This is a genomic window from Bradyrhizobium sp. LjRoot220, assembly GCF_964252915.1.
Lineage (GTDB): Bacteria > Pseudomonadota > Alphaproteobacteria > Rhizobiales > Xanthobacteraceae > Bradyrhizobium.
This window is the reverse complement of sequence record NZ_CAXUPS020000001.1, coordinates 351883-371495: the sequence shown is the minus strand read 5'-3', so window position 1 is coordinate 371495 and position 19613 is coordinate 351883. Positions and strand designations below refer to the sequence as shown.

17 protein-coding genes and 1 pseudogene are annotated in these 19613 nt (G+C 64.1%); 9 read left to right on the top strand and 9 right to left on the bottom strand.

All coding sequences use genetic code 11. The annotated features are described in order from the left end of the window. The first annotated feature begins 15 nt into the window (after positions 1-15). Together ACSQ84_RS01600 and ACSQ84_RS01595 are read left to right on the top strand one after the other, a co-directional pair. Positions 16-4167, top strand: a complete 4152-nt coding sequence (locus ACSQ84_RS01600) for a GAF domain-containing protein (RefSeq protein ID WP_436209895.1) — start codon at positions 16-18, stop codon at positions 4165-4167. Further along, the gene (locus ACSQ84_RS01595) at positions 4164-4577 is read left to right on the top strand and encodes a response regulator (RefSeq protein ID WP_436209894.1); all 414 of its coding nucleotides are present in this window, start codon (positions 4164-4166) and stop codon (positions 4575-4577) included. The genes ACSQ84_RS01600 and ACSQ84_RS01595 overlap by 4 nt, the downstream gene beginning before the upstream one ends. Positions 4578-4710: 133 nt before the next feature. On the opposite strand, the gene ACSQ84_RS01590 is transcribed toward ACSQ84_RS01595, so the two are convergent. Continuing rightward, positions 4711-6297: an MDR family MFS transporter gene (locus ACSQ84_RS01590; RefSeq protein WP_436209893.1), complete on the bottom strand. Its 1587-nt coding sequence runs from the start codon at positions 6295-6297 to the stop codon at positions 4711-4713. Between the two features lie 518 nt (positions 6298-6815). Further along, positions 6816-7328: a YcgN family cysteine cluster protein gene (locus tag ACSQ84_RS01585; RefSeq protein ID WP_436209892.1), complete on the bottom strand. Its 513-nt coding sequence runs from the start codon at positions 7326-7328 to the stop codon at positions 6816-6818. A 297-nt stretch (positions 7329-7625) separates the two neighbouring features. Between ACSQ84_RS01585 and ACSQ84_RS01580 the strand changes: the two genes are divergently transcribed. The 3 genes from ACSQ84_RS01580 to ACSQ84_RS01570 are packed head-to-tail and all read left to right on the top strand — an operon-like array spanning position 7626 to position 11128. Then, positions 7626-9908 (top strand): transglycosylase domain-containing protein, encoded by a 2283-nt coding sequence (locus ACSQ84_RS01580; protein ID WP_436209891.1) that lies wholly within the window; start codon positions 7626-7628, stop codon positions 9906-9908. Between the two features lie 27 nt (positions 9909-9935). Then, positions 9936-10514: a DUF1214 domain-containing protein gene (locus tag ACSQ84_RS01575; RefSeq protein ID WP_436209890.1), complete on the top strand. Its 579-nt coding sequence runs from the start codon at positions 9936-9938 to the stop codon at positions 10512-10514. Continuing rightward, positions 10511-11128, top strand: coding sequence for a DUF1254 domain-containing protein (locus ACSQ84_RS01570; protein WP_436209889.1), 618 nt, complete (start codon positions 10511-10513; stop codon positions 11126-11128). The genes ACSQ84_RS01575 and ACSQ84_RS01570 overlap by 4 nt, the downstream gene beginning before the upstream one ends. A 42-nt stretch (positions 11129-11170) precedes the next feature. Here ACSQ84_RS01570 and ACSQ84_RS01565 read toward each other — a convergent pair whose 3' ends face one another. Beyond that, entirely contained in the window at positions 11171-11944 is a 774-nt protein-coding gene (locus ACSQ84_RS01565; RefSeq protein WP_436209888.1) for a hypothetical protein, read from the bottom strand. 15 nt (positions 11945-11959) lie between these two features. Next, a complete protein-coding gene (locus ACSQ84_RS01560; RefSeq protein ID WP_436209887.1) occupies positions 11960-12151 on the bottom strand; it encodes a hypothetical protein in 192 nt (63 codons plus the stop codon). A gap of 240 nt (positions 12152-12391) precedes the next feature. On the opposite strand from ACSQ84_RS01560, the gene ACSQ84_RS01555 reads away from it, so the two are divergent. Beyond that, complete coding sequence (locus ACSQ84_RS01555; protein WP_436209886.1) at positions 12392-13369, top strand: DUF2336 domain-containing protein; 978 nt, start codon at positions 12392-12394, stop codon at positions 13367-13369. Between the two features lie 48 nt (positions 13370-13417). Here ACSQ84_RS01555 and ACSQ84_RS01550 read toward each other — a convergent pair whose 3' ends face one another. Beyond that, positions 13418-13762 (bottom strand): DUF1491 family protein, encoded by a 345-nt coding sequence (locus ACSQ84_RS01550; protein ID WP_436209885.1) that lies wholly within the window; start codon positions 13760-13762, stop codon positions 13418-13420. A gap of 64 nt (positions 13763-13826) precedes the next feature. Between ACSQ84_RS01550 and ACSQ84_RS01545 the strand changes: the two are divergent. Further along, a pseudogene (locus ACSQ84_RS01545) lies at positions 13827-13994 on the top strand (SAM-dependent methyltransferase); the annotation flags it as partial. 15 nt (positions 13995-14009) lie between these two features. On the opposite strand, the gene ACSQ84_RS01540 reads toward ACSQ84_RS01545, so the two are convergent. Next, the gene (locus tag ACSQ84_RS01540) at positions 14010-14762 is read right to left on the bottom strand and encodes a peptidoglycan-binding protein (RefSeq protein ID WP_436209884.1); all 753 of its coding nucleotides are present in this window, start codon (positions 14760-14762) and stop codon (positions 14010-14012) included. Next, positions 14755-16599 (bottom strand): PAS domain-containing sensor histidine kinase, encoded by a 1845-nt coding sequence (locus tag ACSQ84_RS01535; protein WP_436209883.1) that lies wholly within the window; start codon positions 16597-16599, stop codon positions 14755-14757. The genes ACSQ84_RS01540 and ACSQ84_RS01535 overlap by 8 nt, the downstream gene beginning before the upstream one ends. A gap of 434 nt (positions 16600-17033) precedes the next feature. Between ACSQ84_RS01535 and ACSQ84_RS01530 the strand changes: the two genes are divergently transcribed. Together ACSQ84_RS01530 and ACSQ84_RS01525 are read left to right on the top strand one after the other, a co-directional pair. After that, positions 17034-17447 (top strand): DUF5330 domain-containing protein, encoded by a 414-nt coding sequence (locus tag ACSQ84_RS01530; RefSeq protein WP_436209882.1) that lies wholly within the window; start codon positions 17034-17036, stop codon positions 17445-17447. A 94-nt stretch (positions 17448-17541) separates the two neighbouring features. Then, on the top strand, positions 17542-17970 hold the full coding sequence (locus ACSQ84_RS01525) for a SufE family protein (protein ID WP_436209881.1): 429 nt from the start codon (positions 17542-17544) through the stop codon (positions 17968-17970). Between the two features lie 66 nt (positions 17971-18036). On the opposite strand, the gene ACSQ84_RS01520 is transcribed toward ACSQ84_RS01525, so the two are convergent. After that, positions 18037-18450, bottom strand: coding sequence for a MucR family transcriptional regulator (locus tag ACSQ84_RS01520; protein WP_436209880.1), 414 nt, complete (start codon positions 18448-18450; stop codon positions 18037-18039). Positions 18451-18647: 197 nt separating this feature from the next. Then, positions 18648-19475, bottom strand: coding sequence for a DUF308 domain-containing protein (locus tag ACSQ84_RS01515; RefSeq protein ID WP_436209879.1), 828 nt, complete (start codon positions 19473-19475; stop codon positions 18648-18650). Between the last annotated feature and the right edge of the window lie 138 nt (positions 19476-19613).

Sequence of the window (19613 nt, the reverse complement as noted above, 5' to 3'; positions counted from 1 at the left end):
AATGGATTTGAGTGAATGACCGCGCTTCCCCCGGACGCCGTGGCCGATCTCTACAAGGTGGTTGCCGAGCTCGAGCAGAGACTCGAATCCAGCTTCGCCGCCCACGACGCGGCGATCGCCCGTCAGGCGGCGATGGACGCGGAAAACGGCCGGCTCATCCATGAACTGTGCATCGCGCGGGAGCGCCAGAACGCCAGCGCCGACATCTTAAGCACCATTGCCAGCGTATCGGGCGATGCCGAACGCGCGTTGTACCAGATCGCCGAAACCAGCGCGCGCCTGTTCGATGCGCCCAGCGCCACCATCCATATTGCCGAGGGCGACGGCTGGGCCAAGACCATCCGTGTCGGCGAAAGCTCGAGGCGCGTTGGCGCCGGCGTGCCGGAAACGCAGCTCAAGATCGGCGGCCGCAATATGCCCGGAACCATCGTGGGCGAGAACCGCCAGGTTCACGTGCCCGATGTCGACAATGTCGATCCTGAAATCGCAGATTGGCCGGGATTGCCGTATGTTCGCGCGGCCGGTACGCGCTCGATGTCCGGCTCACCGCTGCGGTGCGAGGGCAAAGCGATCGGCGCGCTAATCGTCTACCGCGATCAGCTTGCGCCGTTCACCGAGGATGAGCTCGCGCTTCAGCAAAGTTTTGCCGACCAGGCCGCAATCGCGATCGAGAATTCGCGGCTGTTTCGCGAGACAAGGGAAGCGCTGGAGCGGCAGACGGCCACGGCCGAAATCCTCAAGGTTATTGCCGCCTCTCCCTCCGACGCGCAGCCGGTGTTCGAAGCCATCGCTGATAGCGCCAAGCGCCTGCTCGGCGGGTTCTCCGCCACCGTGCTGCGCTTTCTCGGCGACGAGCTCCATCTGGTGGCGTACACGCCGACCGACCCCGCCGCCGATGCGGGACTGAAGGCCTCGTTTCCAAGATCGATCTCGGAATTCCCGACCTTCGCGCTGGTGCGCAATGGCGAGACCGTCCAGTTTCCCGACAGCGAAGCCGAGCAAGTCCCGGAGTTGAACCGGGAATTGGCGCGGCTACGCGGCTTCCGCAGTGTATTGTTCACGCCCCTGATGAACCGAGGCGTGCCGGTTGGCATGATCAGCGTCACCCGCGCGGAGCCCGGCGCCTTTGCCGCCGACCACGTGCAATTGCTGCAGACATTTGCCGACCAGGCGGTGATCGCGATCGAGAACGCACGCCTGTTCAACGAGACCAGGCAGGCCCTGGAGCGACAGACGGCAACGGCGGAGGTCCTCAAGGTGATCGCCGGCTCGCCGTCGGACGTGCAGCCGGTGTTCGATTCCATCGTAGCCAGCGCGAACCGGCTGATCGGCGGATTTTCCACCGCGATGTTTCGCTTCGTCGACGACCAGATCCAACTGTCCGCGTTCACACCGACGGACCCCGCGGGCGATGCGGTGCTGCAATCCTCGTTCCCGATGCCGCTTGGCCAGTTCCCGCCCTACCAACTGGTCCTCAACGGTGCGCCGGCGGAACTCGTCGATACCGAATTCGAGCCAGCCGCACGCGACATCGCACGTGCACGGGGGTATCGCAGCATGCTGTTTGCGCCGCTCATGAACGAGGGCAAGGCCATCGGCATCATCACGGTCACGCGTCGGGCACCCGGCTCGTTCGGCGAGCCGCACGTTCGGCTGCTGCAGATGTTCGCCGCGCAGGCGGTGATCGCGATGGAAAATGTGCGGCTGTTCAACGAGACGAGGGAGGCGCTGGAACAGCAAAAGGCCTCCGCGGATATCCTCAGGGTCGTCAGCAGCTCGGTCGCCGACACCCAGCCGGTATTCGACGAGATCCTGCGCAGCATCGAGCATCTGTTTGGCGGCGATGATCGCTTCATATACCTGGCAGGCGATGATGGACTGCTTCATATCGGCGCGGCGCACGGGGCCAACGCCGAACGCGTCCGCGCGCTGTACCCGGTGCCATTGGAGGGCACCGCGAGCGAGGTGGCCTTCCGCGAGCGCCGCCTGATCCATTACGCCGACGTATTCAACGATCCCGACGTTCCCACGGCCCTGCGCGAGATCGCCCGTCGCATCGGCAAAAACTATTCGATGGCGCTCGCGCCCATGCTGTGGGAGGGCCGTGCCATCGGCTCCATCTTCGTCGGCCGCACTTCCATGAAGGCGTTCAGCGAAAAGGAGTGCAGCCTGCTGTGCAGCTTTGCCGACCAGGCTGTCATCGCGATCCAGAACGCGCGGCTGTTCAACGAGACGCGGGAAGCACTAGAGCGGCAGACTGCAACGGCCGGAATCCTCAACGTCATCGCCGGTTCGCCAACCGACGTGCAGCCAGTGTTCGATGCCATCGCCGAAAGCGCCAAGCGGCTGCTCGGCGGCCAGACGGCGCTCGTCACCCGCGTCGTCGGCGACCAGCTTGACCTGGCGGCTCACACCGCCGGAAGCGAGGCCGGCGACGAGGCGATACAGAGTTCGTTCCCGACCCCGCTTGCTTCCTCCGGCATTCACAGCCGGGTGGCGCTGACGGGAACAATCGCGTTCCGCTCCGATATCGAAATCGAACCCGACGTCTCCGAGGCCGTCAAGGAAACAGCGCGCGCCCGGGGCTACCGGAGCATCATCTCCGTGCCGATGCTGCGCGAAGGGCTTGCGATCGGCACCATTGGTGTCTCGCGCGCCGAAGCGGGAGTGTTCACGGAGAGCCAGATCGATCTTCTAAAGACATTTGCCGACCAGGCGGTGATCGCGATCGAGAATGTCCGCCTGTTCAATGAGGTCAAGCAGCGCACTGACGACCTCACGGAATCGCTGCAGCAACAAACCGCGACTGCCGACGTGCTCAAGGTCATCAGCCGCTCGGCGTTCGATCTGCAGACAGTGCTCGACACGCTGGTTGAATCTGCCGCACGGCTGTGCGAGGCCGACAAGGGCGTCATCTTCAAGCGCGACGGCGATCTCTATCGGTGGTCGGCCAATTTCGGCAACCCGCCCGAACTCGAAACTTTCGCAAAGGCCAATCCGTTCAAGCCGGGGCGCTACGCCGTAACTTCCCGCGTGGCGCTGGAAGGTAAAACGTTTCACGTTGCCGACGTGCTTGCCGATCCCGAATACGGTGCCAGTCAATATCAAAAGCTGGGAGGCTATCGAACTATCCTCTGCGTTCCCTTGCTGAGAGAAGGCGTGCCCATCGGGGTGTTCGCGCTGACGCGATCGGAGGTTGAGCCGTTTACCGAACGTCAGATCGAACTGGTTCAGAGTTTCGCCGACCAGGCCGTGATCGCGATAGAAAACGTGCGGTTGTTCGACGAGGTTCAGACTCGCACCAAGGAACTGGCCGCCTCACTCGACGATCTGCGCACCGCGCAGGACCGGCTGGTACAAACCGAGAAGCTGGCCTCGCTCGGCCAACTTACCGCGGGCATCGCGCATGAGATCAAGAACCCGCTTAACTTCGTCAATAACTTCGCCGCCCTTTCAGCGGAACTGACCGACGAACTGAACGACGTGCTCAAGCCTGCCGATATCAGCGACAAGATCCGCGAGGAGGTCGACGAACTGACCGGCCTGCTCAAGGACAATTTGCAAAAGGTGGTCCAGCACGGCAAGCGCGCCGATTCCATCGTCAAGAACATGCTGTTGCATTCGCGCGAGGGAGGTGGCGATCACCGTCCCGCCGACATCAACGCCCTGATCGACGAAAGCCTCAACCTCGCCTATCACGGCGCGCGCGCCGAGCGAGCCGACTTCAACGTCACACTGCAGCGCGACTTCGATGCCAATGCCGGCATGGTCGAGGTGTTTCCGCAGGAAATCAGCCGGGTGTTCCTGAACCTGATCTCGAACGGCTTTTATGCCGTGAACAAGCGCAGGGTCGAGGCCGGCCAGGCCGGCTTCGATCCCGTGCTGATCGCCGCCACCCGCAATCTCGACGACGCCGTCGAGATTCGCATCCGCGATAACGGGATCGGTATCCCGCCCGAGGTAAAGGACAAGATGTTCAACCCGTTCTTCACCACAAAACCCGCGGGCGAAGGCACCGGCCTTGGTCTGTCGATGAGCCATGACATCATCGTGAAACAACATGGTGGCACCATCGACGTCGATACCGAGCCCGGACAATTCACCGAGTTTCGCATTGTTCTGCCGAGGACCAGCAATCTTCTCAACAAGAGCCGAGGTTCGACGTGAGTGTTCTGGTGCTTGTGGTCGATGACGAGCTCGACGTCGAGGCGCTGTTTCGCCAGCAATTTCGCAAGGATTTGCGCGCGCAACGCTTCGTGATGGATTTCGCCAATTCGGCGGCCGACGCGCTCGCCCGCATCGGCTCCACCATCGAGCACTCGCTGATCCTGATCCTGTCGGATATCAACATGCCCGGGATGACCGGGATCGAGATGCTGCCCAAGGTCAAGGAAATCCGGCCCGACGTTCCCGTCATCATGATCACCGCCTATGGCGATGCGGAGACCAGGCGCAAGGCGATCGCCAGCGGCGCGATAGGTCTATTGACCAAGCCGATCGACTTCGCCCTGCTCCGGGACGAAATCGATACGCGGCTGGCACAAGCGTTTTCGAGCGAAAGCCTGCCCCGGACTTGATCCGGGTGGGTACCGGTTCGCACAGCAATAAAGTTTACGCAGATTACGCAGACTTATATGCGGTAGAAAACGCGTCAAAATAAGAAATCTAGAGCTTTGGTTCTGATTTAATCAGAACCAAAGCTCTAGCGCCCTACTCCGCCATCTCGACCGGCGGCGCCGTATTGGGTCCGGCGAGCGGGCGCTCTTCCATCAGGATCATGCAGAGCGTGGCACCGCCCATCAGCGCGGCCGCCGCGCCGAACACGTAGCGAAACGCCGTTATCATGTCGGCGACGGGGATGGAATTGACGGGACCGTGGCGATGCTCGCCGACCAGCGAGACATCCGCGCCCAGCACCATCAGCAGGATCGCGGTGAAGGCCGCGACCGTGAACGACGAGATCAACGCGCGGAAGAAATTCATCGCACCGGTCACCGTGCCGATTTGCGCACGCGCCACCGAATTCTGCAGCGAAACCACGCTGACCGGAAAGGTGGTGCCGAGCCCGAGCGCGAAGATCGACAGCAGCACCAGCAATCCCCATAGCGGCAGCGTGGTGAGCGCCAGCGCGGCTCCCGAGACCGCGGCCAGCAAAGTACCTGTTATCGCGACACGCTTGTAGTGTTTGGCGCGCGCCATGGTCCGGCCGGCGATGGCAGCGCCGCAGGTCGAGACCGCGGCAAGCGGGATCAGCGCAAGCCCGGCCTCGCTGGCGCTGAGGTGATAGACCACCTCGTAATAGAGCGGCAAATTCACGGTTAGCCCGGTGATGGCGCCGAGCGCGCAGCCGCCGGCGGCCATCGCATAGGGCACCACGGTTCCGCCCATCAGCGGCAGCGGCAGGAACGGCTCGTCGGCCCTGCGTGCATGCCAGACGAAACTGAACGCCAGCGCGAGCGAAGCGCCGATCATCGCGATGATGGTCGGCGACAGCCACGGATAACGATTGCCACCCCAGGTCAGCACCAGCATCAACACGACTGCGGCCGCCATCAGCAAGACGCCGCCGAGCCAGTCGATCTTGCGCCGGCGGTGGAACACCGGGATCTTGTCCATCTTCGGCAACAGGAGCGCCAGCGCGCCGAGCGCGAGCGGCACGTTGATCCAGAAGATCATCGACCAGTGCAGATGTTCGGCGAACACGCCGCCGACGATCGGTCCGCCGATCCCAGCTGCGACCCACACGCCGCTGAAATAGGCCTGGTACTGGCCGCGTTCGCGTGGACTCACCACGTCCGAGATCACGGTCTGCACGACCGGCATGATGCCGCCGCCGCCGAGGCCCTGCAGGCCGCGCGCGAGGATCAGCATCGGCATGTTCGGCGCTAACGCGCATAGCACCGAACCTGCGATGAACAGGCTGAGCGCGACAATGATCATGGCGCGGCGGCCATAGATGTCGCTGAGCGTGCCGAACACCGGCGCGACCGCGGTCGATGCCAACAGGTACGCCGTGATCACCCAGGCGAGATTGGATACGTCGCCGAACTGACGGCCGATGGTCGGCAATGCCGTTGCGACGATGGTCTGGTCGAGCGCGGCCAGGAACATCGTCAGCATCAGGCTGATCAGGATGGTGCGGACCTCGTCCTGGGTCAGCGGTGCGCGCGGCGCAATCGGCGGCGCATCGCTGACATCGATGACCTCGGTCGTGATGTGCGAGAGTTCGCTTGAAATTTCGTCGGTTAATGTATCGTGGTCGGCAGGTTGACCGCTCCGCCGTTCGTACTTGTTCATTTGAGACGTAATATTTTTCTTCGCAGCTCAAAGCCGCCGAGATGGAATCGCTATATCGCGCATACTGTAGAACTCAAATTTCTCTCGCGGCAGACGCCTCTGCGCATGGGAGCATCCCGCGAGCGCAGCTTCGCAATCACGTGATCGACGGCTCGCGTGAAACGCTGCGATTTCGGCTGCTTTTAGAGCCCGCCCGCCTCATCCGGCGCGGCCTCGTAGAGACAGGCGAGTGCCGATAACCCCACCGCCGGGACCAGCGTGATGGCCCAGAATTTTCTCGGCAAAGGGACCGATCGGTCAGGCCATACAAGTCAACACCTTGAAGGGCGGGGTCGCGATTCAGCCTGAGCGCCGCGGCGACTTCCGGCCTAGCGTGGGCGGACGACAGCAAGGCCGGTGCCGACCGATCAGGGCGCGCGATCGAGGGACGGCCGCTGCCGATCCCCCGCCGCGGGGTTCTAAGTGCTATCTTTGCATGGGGTTGTTTTCGCGATTTTAGTTGGCGGAGCGAGGCGGGTTCACGCCGGCCGCTTTTTCAGCCGGGCACGTTTCGGCAACAGTGCCGGCCATTGCACGATGTGGTCCTCGAGATCTTCGTCGGCGATCTCGTTCTCGGTTCCCTGCACCCGCCCGCGCACGGAAACGCCGGCCTCATGCACGGTATTGGGATCACCCGAGATCAACGGGTGCCACCAGTAGAGGTCGCGGCCCTCGGAGACCAGTTTGTAGCCGCAGCTCGGCGGCAGCCAGTTCAGGGTTCGGACGTTTTCCGGGGTCAGCCGCACGCAGTCGGGAACCTTGGCGGAACGGTTCGGGTAGTCCTTGCAGGCGCACGAGCCCGAATCGAGCAACTTGCAGGAAACATGGGTGAAATAGATCTTGCCGGTATCCTCGTCCTCGAGCTTTTCCAGGCAGCAGCGCGCGCAGCCGTCGCACAGGCTTTCCCATTCGGCGCTGGACATCTCTTCCAACGTCTTGGTTTTCCAGAAGAATCCCTCCTGGGCGGAAACGGGCTTGGGCGGTGCGGTCATGAATTCAGGGTTTTGTGGATCGGATCGGTCTTGCGCCCTTCTAGGAGGTGCGATGCCCGCCGCGCAAGCAGGACAGCTCCAGCCTGCACAAAAAGCCGGGGGCAGCATTAGTCCTGATCATCAAAATAGTGAGCCAGACCATTGGTTTATAGCCCCCGCTCGGATAGAACAACCGCGAGTCCCCGAGGTTGCCGCGCGAGCCGTAAAAGCGCCTTGGGTTTGCCGCAACATGGAAGCAACACGTCTCGTTCGCGCCAAGCGCGCGCATGAGCGCCTACGAACCGATCAAGGGCCCCGGTGCGCCAGTTCATTCCAGCGCGATGGAAGCAAAAGATCCAGCATGTCATGCTGGATCTCGACGCGCGTATCGACTCGACGCTGTTCTCGTCGGGCAAGGGCGCCCGCGAACTCTATGAGCGCTTCTCGACCTTCATGGATCGCTTCTATGTCGGCCGCTGGAAGCGTTGGGTGTTCATCGAGCCGTTGTCGGAAGCCGCCACCATCGGTCTCGGCGGCCTGATCCTGATGCTGGCGCTCGCGGTGCCCGCGTTTCGCGAAACCGCCGACGACGACTGGCTGAAGAAGTCCGATCTGGCGGTGTCGTTCCTCGACCGCTACGGCAACCCGATCGGCAACCGCGGCATCAAGCACAACGACTCGATCCCGCTGGAAGATTTCCCGGACAATCTGATCAAGGCGACGCTGGCGACCGAAGACCGCCGCTTCTACGACCATTTCGGCATCGACATCGCCGGCACCGGACGCGCGCTCGTCACCAACGCGCAGGCCGGCGGCGTGCGCCAGGGCGGTTCGTCGATCACCCAGCAGCTCGCCAAGAACCTGTTCCTGAACAACGAGCGCACCATCGAGCGCAAGGTGAAGGAAGCCTTCCTCGCGATATGGCTGGAGACGCGCCTCACCAAGAACGAGATCCTGAAACTCTATCTCGACCGCGCCTATATGGGCGGCGGCACCTTCGGCGTCGACGGCGCGGCGCACTTCTACTTCAACAAGTCGGCGCGCGACGTCACGCTTGCTGAATCGGCGATGCTGGCCGGCCTGTTCAAGGCGCCGACCAAATACGCCCCGCACATCAACCTGCCGGCCGCCCGCGCCCGCGCCAACGTGGTGCTGGACAACCTCGTCGACGCCGGCTTCATGACCGAAGGCCAGGTGTTCGGCGCACGGCGTAATCCGGCCGTCGCCGTCGACCGCCGCGACGAGAATTCGCCGAACTACTATCTCGACTACGCCTTCGACGAAATGCGCAAGCTGGTCGACACGTTTCCGAAATCCTATACCGAGCGCGTGTTCGTGGTCCGCACCGCGATCGACATGACCGTGCAGCGTGCCGCGGAAGAAGCCGTCGAGAACCAGCTCCGCCAGTTCGGCCGCGACTATCATGCGACCCAGGCGGCGACCGTGGTCGCCGACCTCGATGGCGGCGTGCGCGCGATGGTGGGCGGACGCGATTACGGCGCCAGCCAGTTCAACCGCGCGGTCGACGCCATGCGCCAGCCCGGCTCGTCGTTCAAGCCCTATGTCTACACCGCCGCACTGTTGAATGGGTTCACCCCGAACTCGAAAATCGTCGACGGCCCGGTGTGCATCGGCAACTGGTGCCCGCAGAACTATGGCCACTCCTACTCGGGCTCTGTCACCCTGACGCAGGCGATCACCCGTTCCATCAACGTGGTGCCGGTGAAGATCTCGATCGCGCTCGGCGGCAAGTCGCCGAACCCGGCCAAGGCCGGCCGCGTCAAGATCACCGAGGTGGCGCGCCGCTTCGGCCTCACGGCGCCGCTGCCGGATACGCCGTCGATGCCGATCGGCTCCGACGAAGTCACCGTGCTCGAACACGCCGTCGCCTATGCGACGTTCCCGAACAAGGGCAAGTCGGTCAAGCCGCATGCCGTCCTGGAAGTGCGCACCGGCGCCGGCGATCTGGTCTGGCGCTTCGACCGCGACGGCAAGAAGCCGGTGCAGGCCATCCCCGCATCGGTTGCCGCCGACATGGCGGGCATGATGAGCCATGTCGTCAGCGAAGGCACGGCGCGGCGCGCCGCAATCGACGGCATTCCGACCGCCGGCAAGACCGGCACCACCAACGCCTATCGCGACGCCTGGTTCGTCGGCTACACCGGCAACTTCACCTGCGCGGTGTGGTACGGCAATGACGATTACTCGCCGACCAACCGCATGACCGGCGGTTCGTTGCCGGCGCAGACCTGGCACGACATCATGGTGGTCGCGCACCGCGGTGTGGAGGTCAAGGAAATCGCCGGCGTCGGCATGGGCGCGAAACTGCCGCAGGCCGCCCAACCCGCTCACGTCGCCGCCAATGCCAATGGTGCCTCGAAGATCCTCGAGACCAAGCCGGGACCGCCGCCGGTGCTCACCAAGCGCGGCGCCGATATCCTGGTGCGCGTCGAGAAGCTGCTCGACGAAGCCAGCAAGACCGCGGGCAAGACGTCGGCCAGCGAACCGGCCAGACCGACATCGTCGAGCGCGCTGGCCTTCCCTGACAATTACGTCGCAGCCGCCGGCGATCAGGCTCCATCGGCGCAGCGGAAGAACTAGTGCGGTGATTTTGCGGAGCACTGGCCTGTGCGGCTGATCTTCATCACTTTGCTCGCGCTGGCGCTCGCCACTGTCGTCGGCCTGGGCTCGACCTATATGACGGCGACGCGCGGCACCGATCTGGGCACGCTCACGATCGGCGCGTGGACGGCGCGGCCCAAGAGCGGCACCGCCGAAGTCGATCCCTATTCGCGCGCCTCGATCGCCCGCAGCGGTGAATTGCCGATCGGCACCGGCGACGGCATCGCTTTCTCGGCCACCTCAGACGACAAGAAGAAGCCGCTCGACGGACGTTGCGACGTCGTGGTCAGCGGCGTGACGCCGGCGGCGCGGTTCTGGACGCTGACGCTGTTCGACCGCAAGGGACACCTGGTTGCCAATTCGCTGCAGCGCTATGGCTTCACCAGCCAGGAAATCATCCGCAGCTCCGACGGCTCGTTCGAGATCCGCATCTCTGCGCGCTCACGCGCCGGCAACTGGCTGCCGACCGGCGGGATCGAGCGTTACGCGCTGATGCTGCGGTTGTACGATACGCCGGTAGGCGTGGCGACGCGGACCCAGCGCGACGCGCCGATGCCTTCCATCACCACGGTGGGCTGCCCATGATCCGGCTGCTGTTCACGATCATCGCGGGCGTGCTGCTCGGCGGCGTGGTGCATCTCGTCAGCGTGCTGGCGCTGCCGCGCATCGCCACCCAGGACGCCTATTCGCGGCTGACGCCGATGACCAGGGTCAACGCCGTGACGCCGCTCGCACTCGCCGACCCCAACAACGCGCCGATGCCGTTCATGGACCCGGCGTTCGCGGTTGCGATCTGCCGCTACGATTTGTCGGGTGGCCCGCTGAAGCTCACGGTGCCGGTCAGCCAGGCCTATACGTCGGTGTCATTCTACACCCGCAACGAGGTCGCCTATTACGCGATCAACGACCGCTCCGCCGGCCGCAAGGTGATCGAACTCGATTTGATGACCGAGGAGCAGCACAGCCAGTTGCCGGAGGATGAAGAAGTCACCGCCGCCGACCGGCTGATCATCGATTCCCCAACCACCACCGGATTGATCGTGCTGAAGGCGCTGGCGCCGGAGCCCGGCCTGATGCCGCAGGCGCAGGCTTCGCTGGCGGCGTCGCGCTGCACGATACAAACCGAAGCCCCGCCGCCGCCCAAGCAGCCCGAACCGGCACCGCCGCCGCCTGCCCCGGCACCAAAGGGCAAGCGTTGACGCCGCGCACCACGCGGGACCGCAAAGTTCAAGTGTGAGACATTAACCCTTCACGGTGACAGCGCGCCCGATCACGGGCTGGACGGCCACCGGCGGATTGGCGGTTTGCGCGGCGAGTTCGCCGATCAGGCGGTCGGCATCGGCCGCAATCCCGTCCGGCGCCTGGATCACCAGCCGCTCCAGCGCCCAGCGATAGGAGGAGATCCTCCGCTCGAGGCACTGCTGCACCCATTGCACGATCAGCGTGTTCTCTTCCATGCGGGCGACCGCGTCGGCCTGTTCGCGCGGCGACAGCTCCGACACCATCCTGAGGCTGGCGCTGCGCTTGCGGTCGAGTTCGATCACGCGGATGGCGGAGGCAAAGAACGGCTCGAACCGCGTGATGTCGTTGCGCACGTCCTCGATCAATTGCTGATAGCGCGACGTATGCGAGCGGTGCGGCTCGTCGATCAGGGCTCGTCCATAGGTGGTGCGGTCGAACACCACCTTCTGCCGCCACGGCGAGGGCAGCGGCTGGTAATCGCCGAACACGCTCTTCCAGGCCGGCCGCGACAGCGGCGGCTCGATCAGCGGGTAAGCAAGATCGCGAAGCTGGCGTTCGTTTTCGGTGAGCTGGAAATGCGACGGCTTGAGCCCGACACTGCCGGTCGCCTCGGCGCCCAGCCAGCGATGCATATCGTCGTTGCGGAAATCGGCGCGGGTGCGGCCGAAATCGCCGCCGCTGCAGCCGCCAAGGGCTGCACCCATCAGGATGAGTACAAGAGCCGGTCGTGACCGAAACCCGGCAGTCCGGATCGGATGGCACATCTCCGGCATTTCAAATGTCCGTTGTCAGGGGCGCCGACGGCGACGGCGGCCGGGAGCTGTACCTTCCTCCGGTCCGCGCCCGCCGCTCTCGTCGAGAGGACGTTCGATCCGGACAACCGGAAGGATCAGGATGGTCCCCATGCCATCGCGTGAAGCGCCATCCAGGATCGGCCGCCGCGCAGCTGCGTCCGCCGGAAATTCAATGATGGTGCCCATGTTCCGTTCTCTCTGGTTGCCGCACAGACCGTGATTTGGCCGGCGACATGCGATCATTCAGAACAGAACGTGGTTAACGGCATCTTAATCGCCGCCCGGCCCGGCCAATGAACGGCGGCTGTGGTTTATGCGATACCCGCAAAAGCTCGGCATTTTTTCAGGGGTTGTTTTCCTTAACCAGCCCTTAAAGCGCTTCCGCGTAGGCTCAACCAAGAGATTTCCAAGTCGCGTATACCTGACATGACCGCAGCAGCACTATTTCCGGGCTTCGACGGGCTGATGACGCTCTCCCGTCGCGAGGGCGTCGATATCCGCCCCACTTTGCTGCGCGTGCTGACCGACCTTTACGTGCAGGCCAGCGCACATTCCGCCGACGAAGAACGGCAGTTCGTCGAGTTGACGTCGCGCCTGATCGACCAGGTCGACGACGCCACGCGCGCGGCCGTGCGCGCCCGGCTTGCCGTCTATCCGGCGACACCCCTCGAGATCATGAACCAACTCGGACTGCGGCGCTCCCGCCCCGGTCAGACGGTGCCGCTCGCGCCGTCGATTGCCGCCGCAGCCCCGCCCGAAGCGGCTGCCCGGGTGCCGACCGAAGCGGAACTGCGGATGGCCTCCAGCCTGGCGATGCGGCCCAACGACGCCGCCGAAATCAGCGACATGTTCTTTGCGGCCACTGCCGGCGAGCGCGCCCAGATCCTGCACAATCTCAACGAGACGCCGCTAAAGGCCTCGGCGCGAATTCCGGCGGCGCGCGCCAAGCGTGCGATCGAGACGCTGGAGATGGCCGCGTTTGCCGAGGACGCCGACAGTTTCGCGCTGGAGATCGGCGAGGCGCTGATCCTGCCGGCGCGGATCGCGACGCAAGTGGTGAACGATCCCGGCGGCGAACCGCTGGCCTGCGCCGCCCGCGCGCTCGACATGCCGAGCGCCGCGTTCCAGCGGATATTGCTGTTCCTCAATCCGGAATTCGGCTCCTCGGTCCACCAAGTCTACCGGCTGTCGCGGCTCTACGACCGGCTGACCGAACGATCCGCGCTGGTGATGCTGGCGGCGTGGCGCGGCTCGACCATGGCGGTCACGCGCGCCAGATATCGCGCCGCGCTTTACGAAGACGAGCGCAATCGCGCCCGCTCCGCCCCCTCCCAGACGCGGCCCGCAGTACAGCCCGGAAGCGCGCCCAACGTGCGCACCGGCACCGACGGTTCGGGGCGGTAGACATAAAATATCGAAAACAACCCCATGCAAAGATAGGAACAGGCCGGCTCAGGCCTTCGCCAGATCGAGAAAATGCCGCCCTGCCCGGTCCTCGGTCTCGACGATCCAGGTGTCAGGATCGAACTTGATTTCCTTGGTAAGGCGCTCTTCCACCGACTGCTCCGGCACCGGCTGCGGCGACGCCGGCACGAACAGGCGCTCGGTCGGCCGGCTCTCGTCATAGACGGTCTGCGGCGCCGGCCCGTACAACATGGCGTTGCCGTCGAGGTGCGCCACCTTGACGAATACCGCACCGGCTTCTTCCGCGCCGCGGCGGCGCACGGCACCGAAGATGCCTTCGGTTTGGCAACGGCGCAGATAGGCCGCCACCCAGATACTTGATTTCAATCGCATGAGGCGGACGATAGGCCAGCGTTCTGGCTGGCGCCAGAGGTCACGGCCCGGCGCGATCCCTCGCTCAGTCATGATCTGCGTGCCGACCTCGCTCTCGCAGGAAGTCGGCACCGCTCTTGGTGCACAGGCCGGCGAAGCCAGGCTCCGCGAAGTCATTCTGAAGGGTGGCTTTAAGAGCGTGCGTCGCGCCACCGAGACGCCGTTCAACATGATCCTGGAAGCAAGGCCCTAGAGCGAAGGCCGACCCCTACTCGATCGGACGGCCGGTCATCGCGGTGAGTTCCTTCACCAGGCGGTCGGACATCTGTCCGGTCACCGGCAGCTTGCGATCGCGCTCGAATTTCGTGATTGCGGCCTGGGTGTCCGAGCCGATCGCGCCGGTCGGCTTCAACTGGCCATAGCCGTATTCGGTCAGCGCACGCTGCACCGACGCCACGCGGCGCGCGCCGGCGGATTGCGAGGAGGCCGGAATCGACGCCGGCGGCCTCATGACATGGGGTGTCGCAGCCGCAGCGGTCCCGGTCGGTTTGGCTGCCGGAACGGCAGTGCTGGAAGCTGCAGCGGGTGCCGAACCAGTCGATCTGACCACCAGATTGGTCATTGGATCAGTGGTCTTGGGGTCAGTAGATTTTGGATCAGTGGTTTTGGCGTCGGCGTTCCTGCTCTCGACGGGTTTCGATTCCGGCGGCGATGGCTCGGCGGGACGCACCGCGAGTTCAACCGGACGCGGACGAGGCAACGGGTTCACAGCCACCGGCGCGGCCGCCGGCAACGTCACGACCGAGCCGAACATCGGCGACGGATGACGGCCGGCCTGCAAAAACAAAGCGTTGGTGAGGATGGCACCGATGGCGGCAACCGCCAGCGCGCCGGCCAGCATGTCCTTCGGACTGTGCAAGAGCATGCGCATCACAAATCCACGCTCTTCCACGTCGATTGCAGCCGCTTTCGCGCCACGGCGGCGCGGCATCTCGTCGTCCTCGATCATTCGCTTAGGCACGTTTCTTCACCTGATGGGCTTGGTCTTGTAATCCCGATCGCAGCGCCGGCTTCAGCGTCGCGATGTTACTCGAAGGAGCTTGGCTCGACGGCATTTGGCTCGAATACTCTTCCGCCGCGGATGGCGTGAAGGCAAGCGGCAACACCACGGTTACCGTGGTCCCCTCATCCACCTTGCTCTGCACACTCACCTCGCCATGGTGCAATCCGACCAGGCCCTTCACGATCGACAACCCGAGGCCGGTGCCTTCGTGCTTGCGCTGATAGGTCTTGCCGGCCTGGAAGAACGGATCGCCGATCCGCTTGAGATCGTCGGGTGCAATGCCGACGCCGGTATCGGTGATGCGAAGCATCAGGCGCGAGCCCTCGACCGCAGCGGAGACCGTGACATTGCCGCCGCGCTCGGTGAACTTGATGGCATTGGCGACCAGATTGAGCACGATCTGCTTGAAGGCGCGCGGATCGCCCGTCATCAGGGGCAGGTCTTCCGGCGCACGGGTGACGAGATCGACGCCGTTCTCGCGCGCTTTCAGGGCCAGCAGGTTGCAGCAATGCAGCAACGCCGCACGCGGCGCGAATGGCTCCGGCGAGATCTCGAAATTGCCGGATTCCATCTTGGACATGTCGAGAATGCCGTTGACGACCGATAGCAGATGCTGCCCGGAATCGTTGATCAGCTGCGCGTATTCCTTGCGCCGCGCAGCATCGATCATCAGCACGTCTTCCTGAACGATCATCTCGGAGAACCCGATGATGGCGTTGAGCGGCGTGCGCAGTTCATGGCTCATGGTGGCGAGGAAACGCGTCTTGGACGCATCCGCCCGTTCGGCGGCGGTGCGCGCCAACTCCAGCGCGTGCTCCTGCACCTTGCGGTCGGTGACGTCGCGCATCACGGCGACGACTTCGGCCTCGGGCGAGGCAGGCTCGAGCGGCCGGCAACGCATCTCGACCCAGATGAAATCGGAGTTGCCCTGCCCGCGGCCAATATCGCGCCGCAGCCGGAACTCGACGCTGCGCGCCTCGCCGCCACGGGCGGCGTCCGACAACGCGGTCAGATAGGCCGGCCGATCGGCCACGTGGACGCGGTCGAACAGACCGTGACCTGCAAGCCGCGCAACTGAAGTGCCCAGCATGGCTTCCGCCGCCGGCGAAATGAACTGCACAGCGCCGTTGCGGCTGTGGCGTGAGATTACGTCGCTCATGTTGAGCGCCAGCAGGCGATAGCGGTCTTCCTCGACACTGAGCAGCGCTACGCTGGTACGCGCCAGCGATTCCGAGCCAAAGGCGAGACCGACGGCATAGAGCGTCGCCGCTGCGATTCCGGCCCCCATCAGGACGCCGCGCAGCGCCGCGTTCGGCTCCGCCACCGGCAACAGCTCGAAATGCCCGAGCGCGATCAATAGTGCCGCACAGGACAACGCCAGCGCGGAGGCAAATGCGACGACGCGGCGCGAGGCCGAGAGCGCGGCCTCGAGCGGAACCACGACCAGCCCGACCGCGGCAAAGGATTCAATGCCTCCGGTCGTCGCGGCGACCATTATGACGAGACCGGCCAGCGCCAGCGACGACAGAATGTGTGCGCCATCGTAACGGCCGGTGCGCGACAGGAACCAGGACAGCAGGATCGGTGCGATCAGCCAGGCGAAAGCCGCAACCTCGATCGCCGTCGGCGCACCGCGCATCGCCAGATAGACCGGGAACGCGGCAAAGGCAGCGAGGCTGCCGAGCAGCCGCGGCGCCATAAAGGCGCGATGACGCGCGCGCGTCAGCGCATCATATCGTGCGGACGGATGCAGCAACGCATCGAGACAATCGCGGATGATACTCAAAACACTCACGGCTTTTGCGCTTCGGCTTGTTGGTCTGGCAGGTTGGCTTTGCAGACGCGCCGGAACGCCCCCTTTATCGTTGGTCCACCGTGTCAGAGTGAACTTAAGCGAACGCTAAGGCACGCCAGCCGGGCGGCAAACGCCGTGCATTCGCGGAGCTTTCGCCCGTCACGGAACGCTCATTCGACGCGGATGGTGAACGACAGGTTTCCAGGGCGATCGATCTATGGTTTCGAAATGGTAGACGGCCAACGCACGCCCACTTTTTCGTGTGCGCGAACATCAATCGAAAATTTACGCCGAATCAAATCATTGGGATTTTCGGCGAAATTCCGGCGAATTTACCTCAATGCAAACACTTGCGATTTATCGACGGCTGATAGTCAGGAGCCAACCTGCGGACATAACCGCAACAGGACCAAAGAAACGACCGGGGTCGCGAGATGTTCTTTCTGCTTCGCATGGTGTTCTGGCTCGGGCTTGTGCTCGTGCTGCTGCCCAGAGAAAAGACGCCTGAATCGGACAAGCTGCCGCAGATCGGCGCGTCCGAAGCCGTATCGGCTGCGACCGCTGCCGTCTCCGACGTGGGCCAGTTCTGCAAGCGCCAGCCGGCGGCCTGCGAAGTCGGCGGCCAGGCCGCGACCGTGATCGGCCAGCGCGCCCAGGACGGCGCGCGCAAGCTGTATCAGATCATCACCGACAAGCCGGACAAGCCGGACAAGAAGACGCCGGATCACACCGGTTCAATCGCCGGCCCTGACGAGGCCGAAGCGAAGCTGGCTGAAGCCGCAGCACGCGGCGATACGCTGACGCAAGACGACCTTGCAACGGAGTGGCGCGGCACGTCCGCGCGCTGAGGGCTGGAAAATAGGCCCGGAACCGGTTCCATTTTCATCGCATTCGTCCCACCCGCATCCTATATAACGGCTTGGATAGAGGACGCGGGCCACGATGACGATCGACGAGATCAGGGAAAATTTTGAGCTGCTGGACGAGTGGGACGACCGTTACCGGTATGTCATCGAGCTCGGCCGCACGCTGGCGCCTATGCCGGAAGCCGAGCATTCGGCGGCCAACAAGGTCAACGGCTGCGCCAGCCAGGTCTGGCTCGCCAAGCAGTTCGACCGCAGCGGAAAAGAAGAACCGCGTCTGAATTACCTCGGCGACAGCGACGCCCACATCGTCCGCGGCCTGATCGCGATCCTGCTAACGCTCTATTCCGGGCGCACCCCGCAGCAGATCCTGTCGACGGATGCGATTGCGCTGTTCGACGAACTCGGATTTCGCGAGCATCTGACGCCGCAGCGCTCCAATGGCCTGCGCTCGATGGTCGAGCGTATCCGCGCCGATGCGCGCGAGGCGCTTGCGACGGCTACGTAGACGCCGTCGCTGCCTGCGACAAACGCGAAGCATTTGCGCAAAGAGCCAACGGCTCCCACAACGGGGCTATTTCCGCTTCCGCGCCTGCTGGCCGAGGCCCATTTTCTTGGCGAGTTGCGAGCGGGCTACCGCGTAATTCGGCGCGACCATCGGATAGTCGGGCGGAAGGCCCCATTTGTCGCGGTATTGCTCCGGCGTCATGTTGTACTGTGCGCGCAGATGGCGCTTCAGCGACTTGAAGCGCTTGCCGTCCTCGAGACAGATCAGGTACTCGGGGGTCATCGATTTCTTGACGGACACGGCCGGCTTTGCCGGTTCGAGCGACGTCTCGATCCGGCCGGTCGACACCCGAAGCAGCGCAGCGTGAACCTGGCTGATCAGGTTCGGGATGTCAGCGGCCGGCGTCGGATTGTTGCTGAGATAGGCCGAGACGATACTGGCGGTCAGTTCGACGGGCGTTTTGCCGGCGGAATCGGTCATGGCTCAACCTTCCTGGGAATCGCAAACGCCATCCTGGGATCGCGATGCGCGAGCGGTGTAGTGCTGAAAGTATCCGGCCGCGCCTATACGCGCACGGAATCCAGTACGACTTGGCAATATGAACGAATTACCCGAAATCTGACAAGAACAGCGGCGTTTTATTTTCAACCCGGACGCTGAGCCAAGTATTGTTCGCTTCAGGACCGCTGATCGAGATGGGTGCGCAACTCGTCGATGGAAGCAAAGCGCATCATGCCCTCGGGCATCTGGGCTTCGATCGAACCGTCCGAATAGAGCGAATAGGCCATGCCGTCGACGACGCCCGATTTCAGCACTGTTACGGCCGGCTGTTCCCCGCTTCGAGCGTCGGCGTCGGCGAAGGTCGACGGTGAGCGCGGGCCGCGCCGTTGCGGCGGCACCTCGCCGGGCTTGGAACGTTCCGATTTCGGCCAGGCATCGTCGAACGACGGCGGTTGCGCTTCGGCCGGCGGCGGGGGCGGCGGCGCCGCCGGCGGATTGGGGCGCAGATCCGGCGACAGCAGATCCGGCGGCAGCGGCTCGCTGGTCCTCACCTGCGCGCGCTCGCGCTCTTTTCGCGACGTCGAGGAAAACAACAGATTGCGCTTCGGCTTGGGCGCGGCCTCCGCCGGCTCAGGTGCCGTCGGCACATCGCCGCGCGGGCGCTCGCGTGTCGTCTCATCCTGCCATGGCGGCGGAGACAACGACGCGGCAGGCTCAACGCCGCCCGCACTCTCGACGGCCTCGGGCATGAGCGGAAAGCCGCCATCGCCCGGGGCTGTTACCATGGCCTCGCCGCGCGGCTGGGCTATCCCGGCACCGAGCCGCCGGCCGATGGTCTTCAGTTCCCGCACCGCCACCCAGAGCCCGAGCATGATCGCGCCCGTGCAAAACCCGGTCACGCCGGTGAGGATCAGCGTGTTGCCGGTGCTGAATTCGTTGATCGTGATTCCGTAGCCAATCGCCATCAGGCCCGCCAAAACAAGGCCGAGACCCGCGACCAACATGCCAACCATCATCGAACTAACCCCCCGGCTGCGCCCGAAATGCCCGCAAGCCGCCTACGCCACGATACCGTCATAATGTGTGCATCGCCAACCAGCAATTCTGCCCAGAGTTCCTCAAAAAACTGTTCGCGGCGAAAG

Excerpts from the sequence above, each read along its gene's own strand:
- ACSQ84_RS01590 (WP_436209893.1), bottom strand. The coding sequence starts at position 6,297 with ATGAACAAGTACGAACGGCGGAGCGGTCAACCTGCCGACCACGATACA.
- ACSQ84_RS01550 (WP_436209885.1), bottom strand. The coding sequence starts at position 13,762 with ATGCGATTGAAATCAAGTATCTGGGTGGCGGCCTATCTGCGCCGTTGC.
- ACSQ84_RS01555 (WP_436209886.1), top strand. The coding sequence starts at position 12,392 with ATGACCGCAGCAGCACTATTTCCGGGCTTCGACGGGCTGATGACGCTC.
- ACSQ84_RS01520 (WP_436209880.1), bottom strand. The coding sequence starts at position 18,450 with ATGACCGATTCCGCCGGCAAAACGCCCGTCGAACTGACCGCCAGTATC.
- ACSQ84_RS01600 (WP_436209895.1), top strand. The coding sequence starts at position 16 with ATGACCGCGCTTCCCCCGGACGCCGTGGCCGATCTCTACAAGGTGGTT.
- ACSQ84_RS01570 (WP_436209889.1), top strand. The coding sequence starts at position 10,511 with ATGATCCGGCTGCTGTTCACGATCATCGCGGGCGTGCTGCTCGGCGGC.
- ACSQ84_RS01530 (WP_436209882.1), top strand. The coding sequence starts at position 17,034 with ATGTTCTTTCTGCTTCGCATGGTGTTCTGGCTCGGGCTTGTGCTCGTG.
- ACSQ84_RS01585 (WP_436209892.1), bottom strand. The coding sequence starts at position 7,328 with ATGACCGCACCGCCCAAGCCCGTTTCCGCCCAGGAGGGATTCTTCTGG.
- ACSQ84_RS01560 (WP_436209887.1), bottom strand. The coding sequence starts at position 12,151 with ATGGGCACCATCATTGAATTTCCGGCGGACGCAGCTGCGCGGCGGCCG.
- ACSQ84_RS01525 (WP_436209881.1), top strand. The coding sequence starts at position 17,542 with ATGACGATCGACGAGATCAGGGAAAATTTTGAGCTGCTGGACGAGTGG.
- ACSQ84_RS01515 (WP_436209879.1), bottom strand. The coding sequence starts at position 19,475 with ATGTTGGTCGCGGGTCTCGGCCTTGTTTTGGCGGGCCTGATGGCGATT.
- ACSQ84_RS01565 (WP_436209888.1), bottom strand. The coding sequence starts at position 11,944 with ATGCCGGAGATGTGCCATCCGATCCGGACTGCCGGGTTTCGGTCACGA.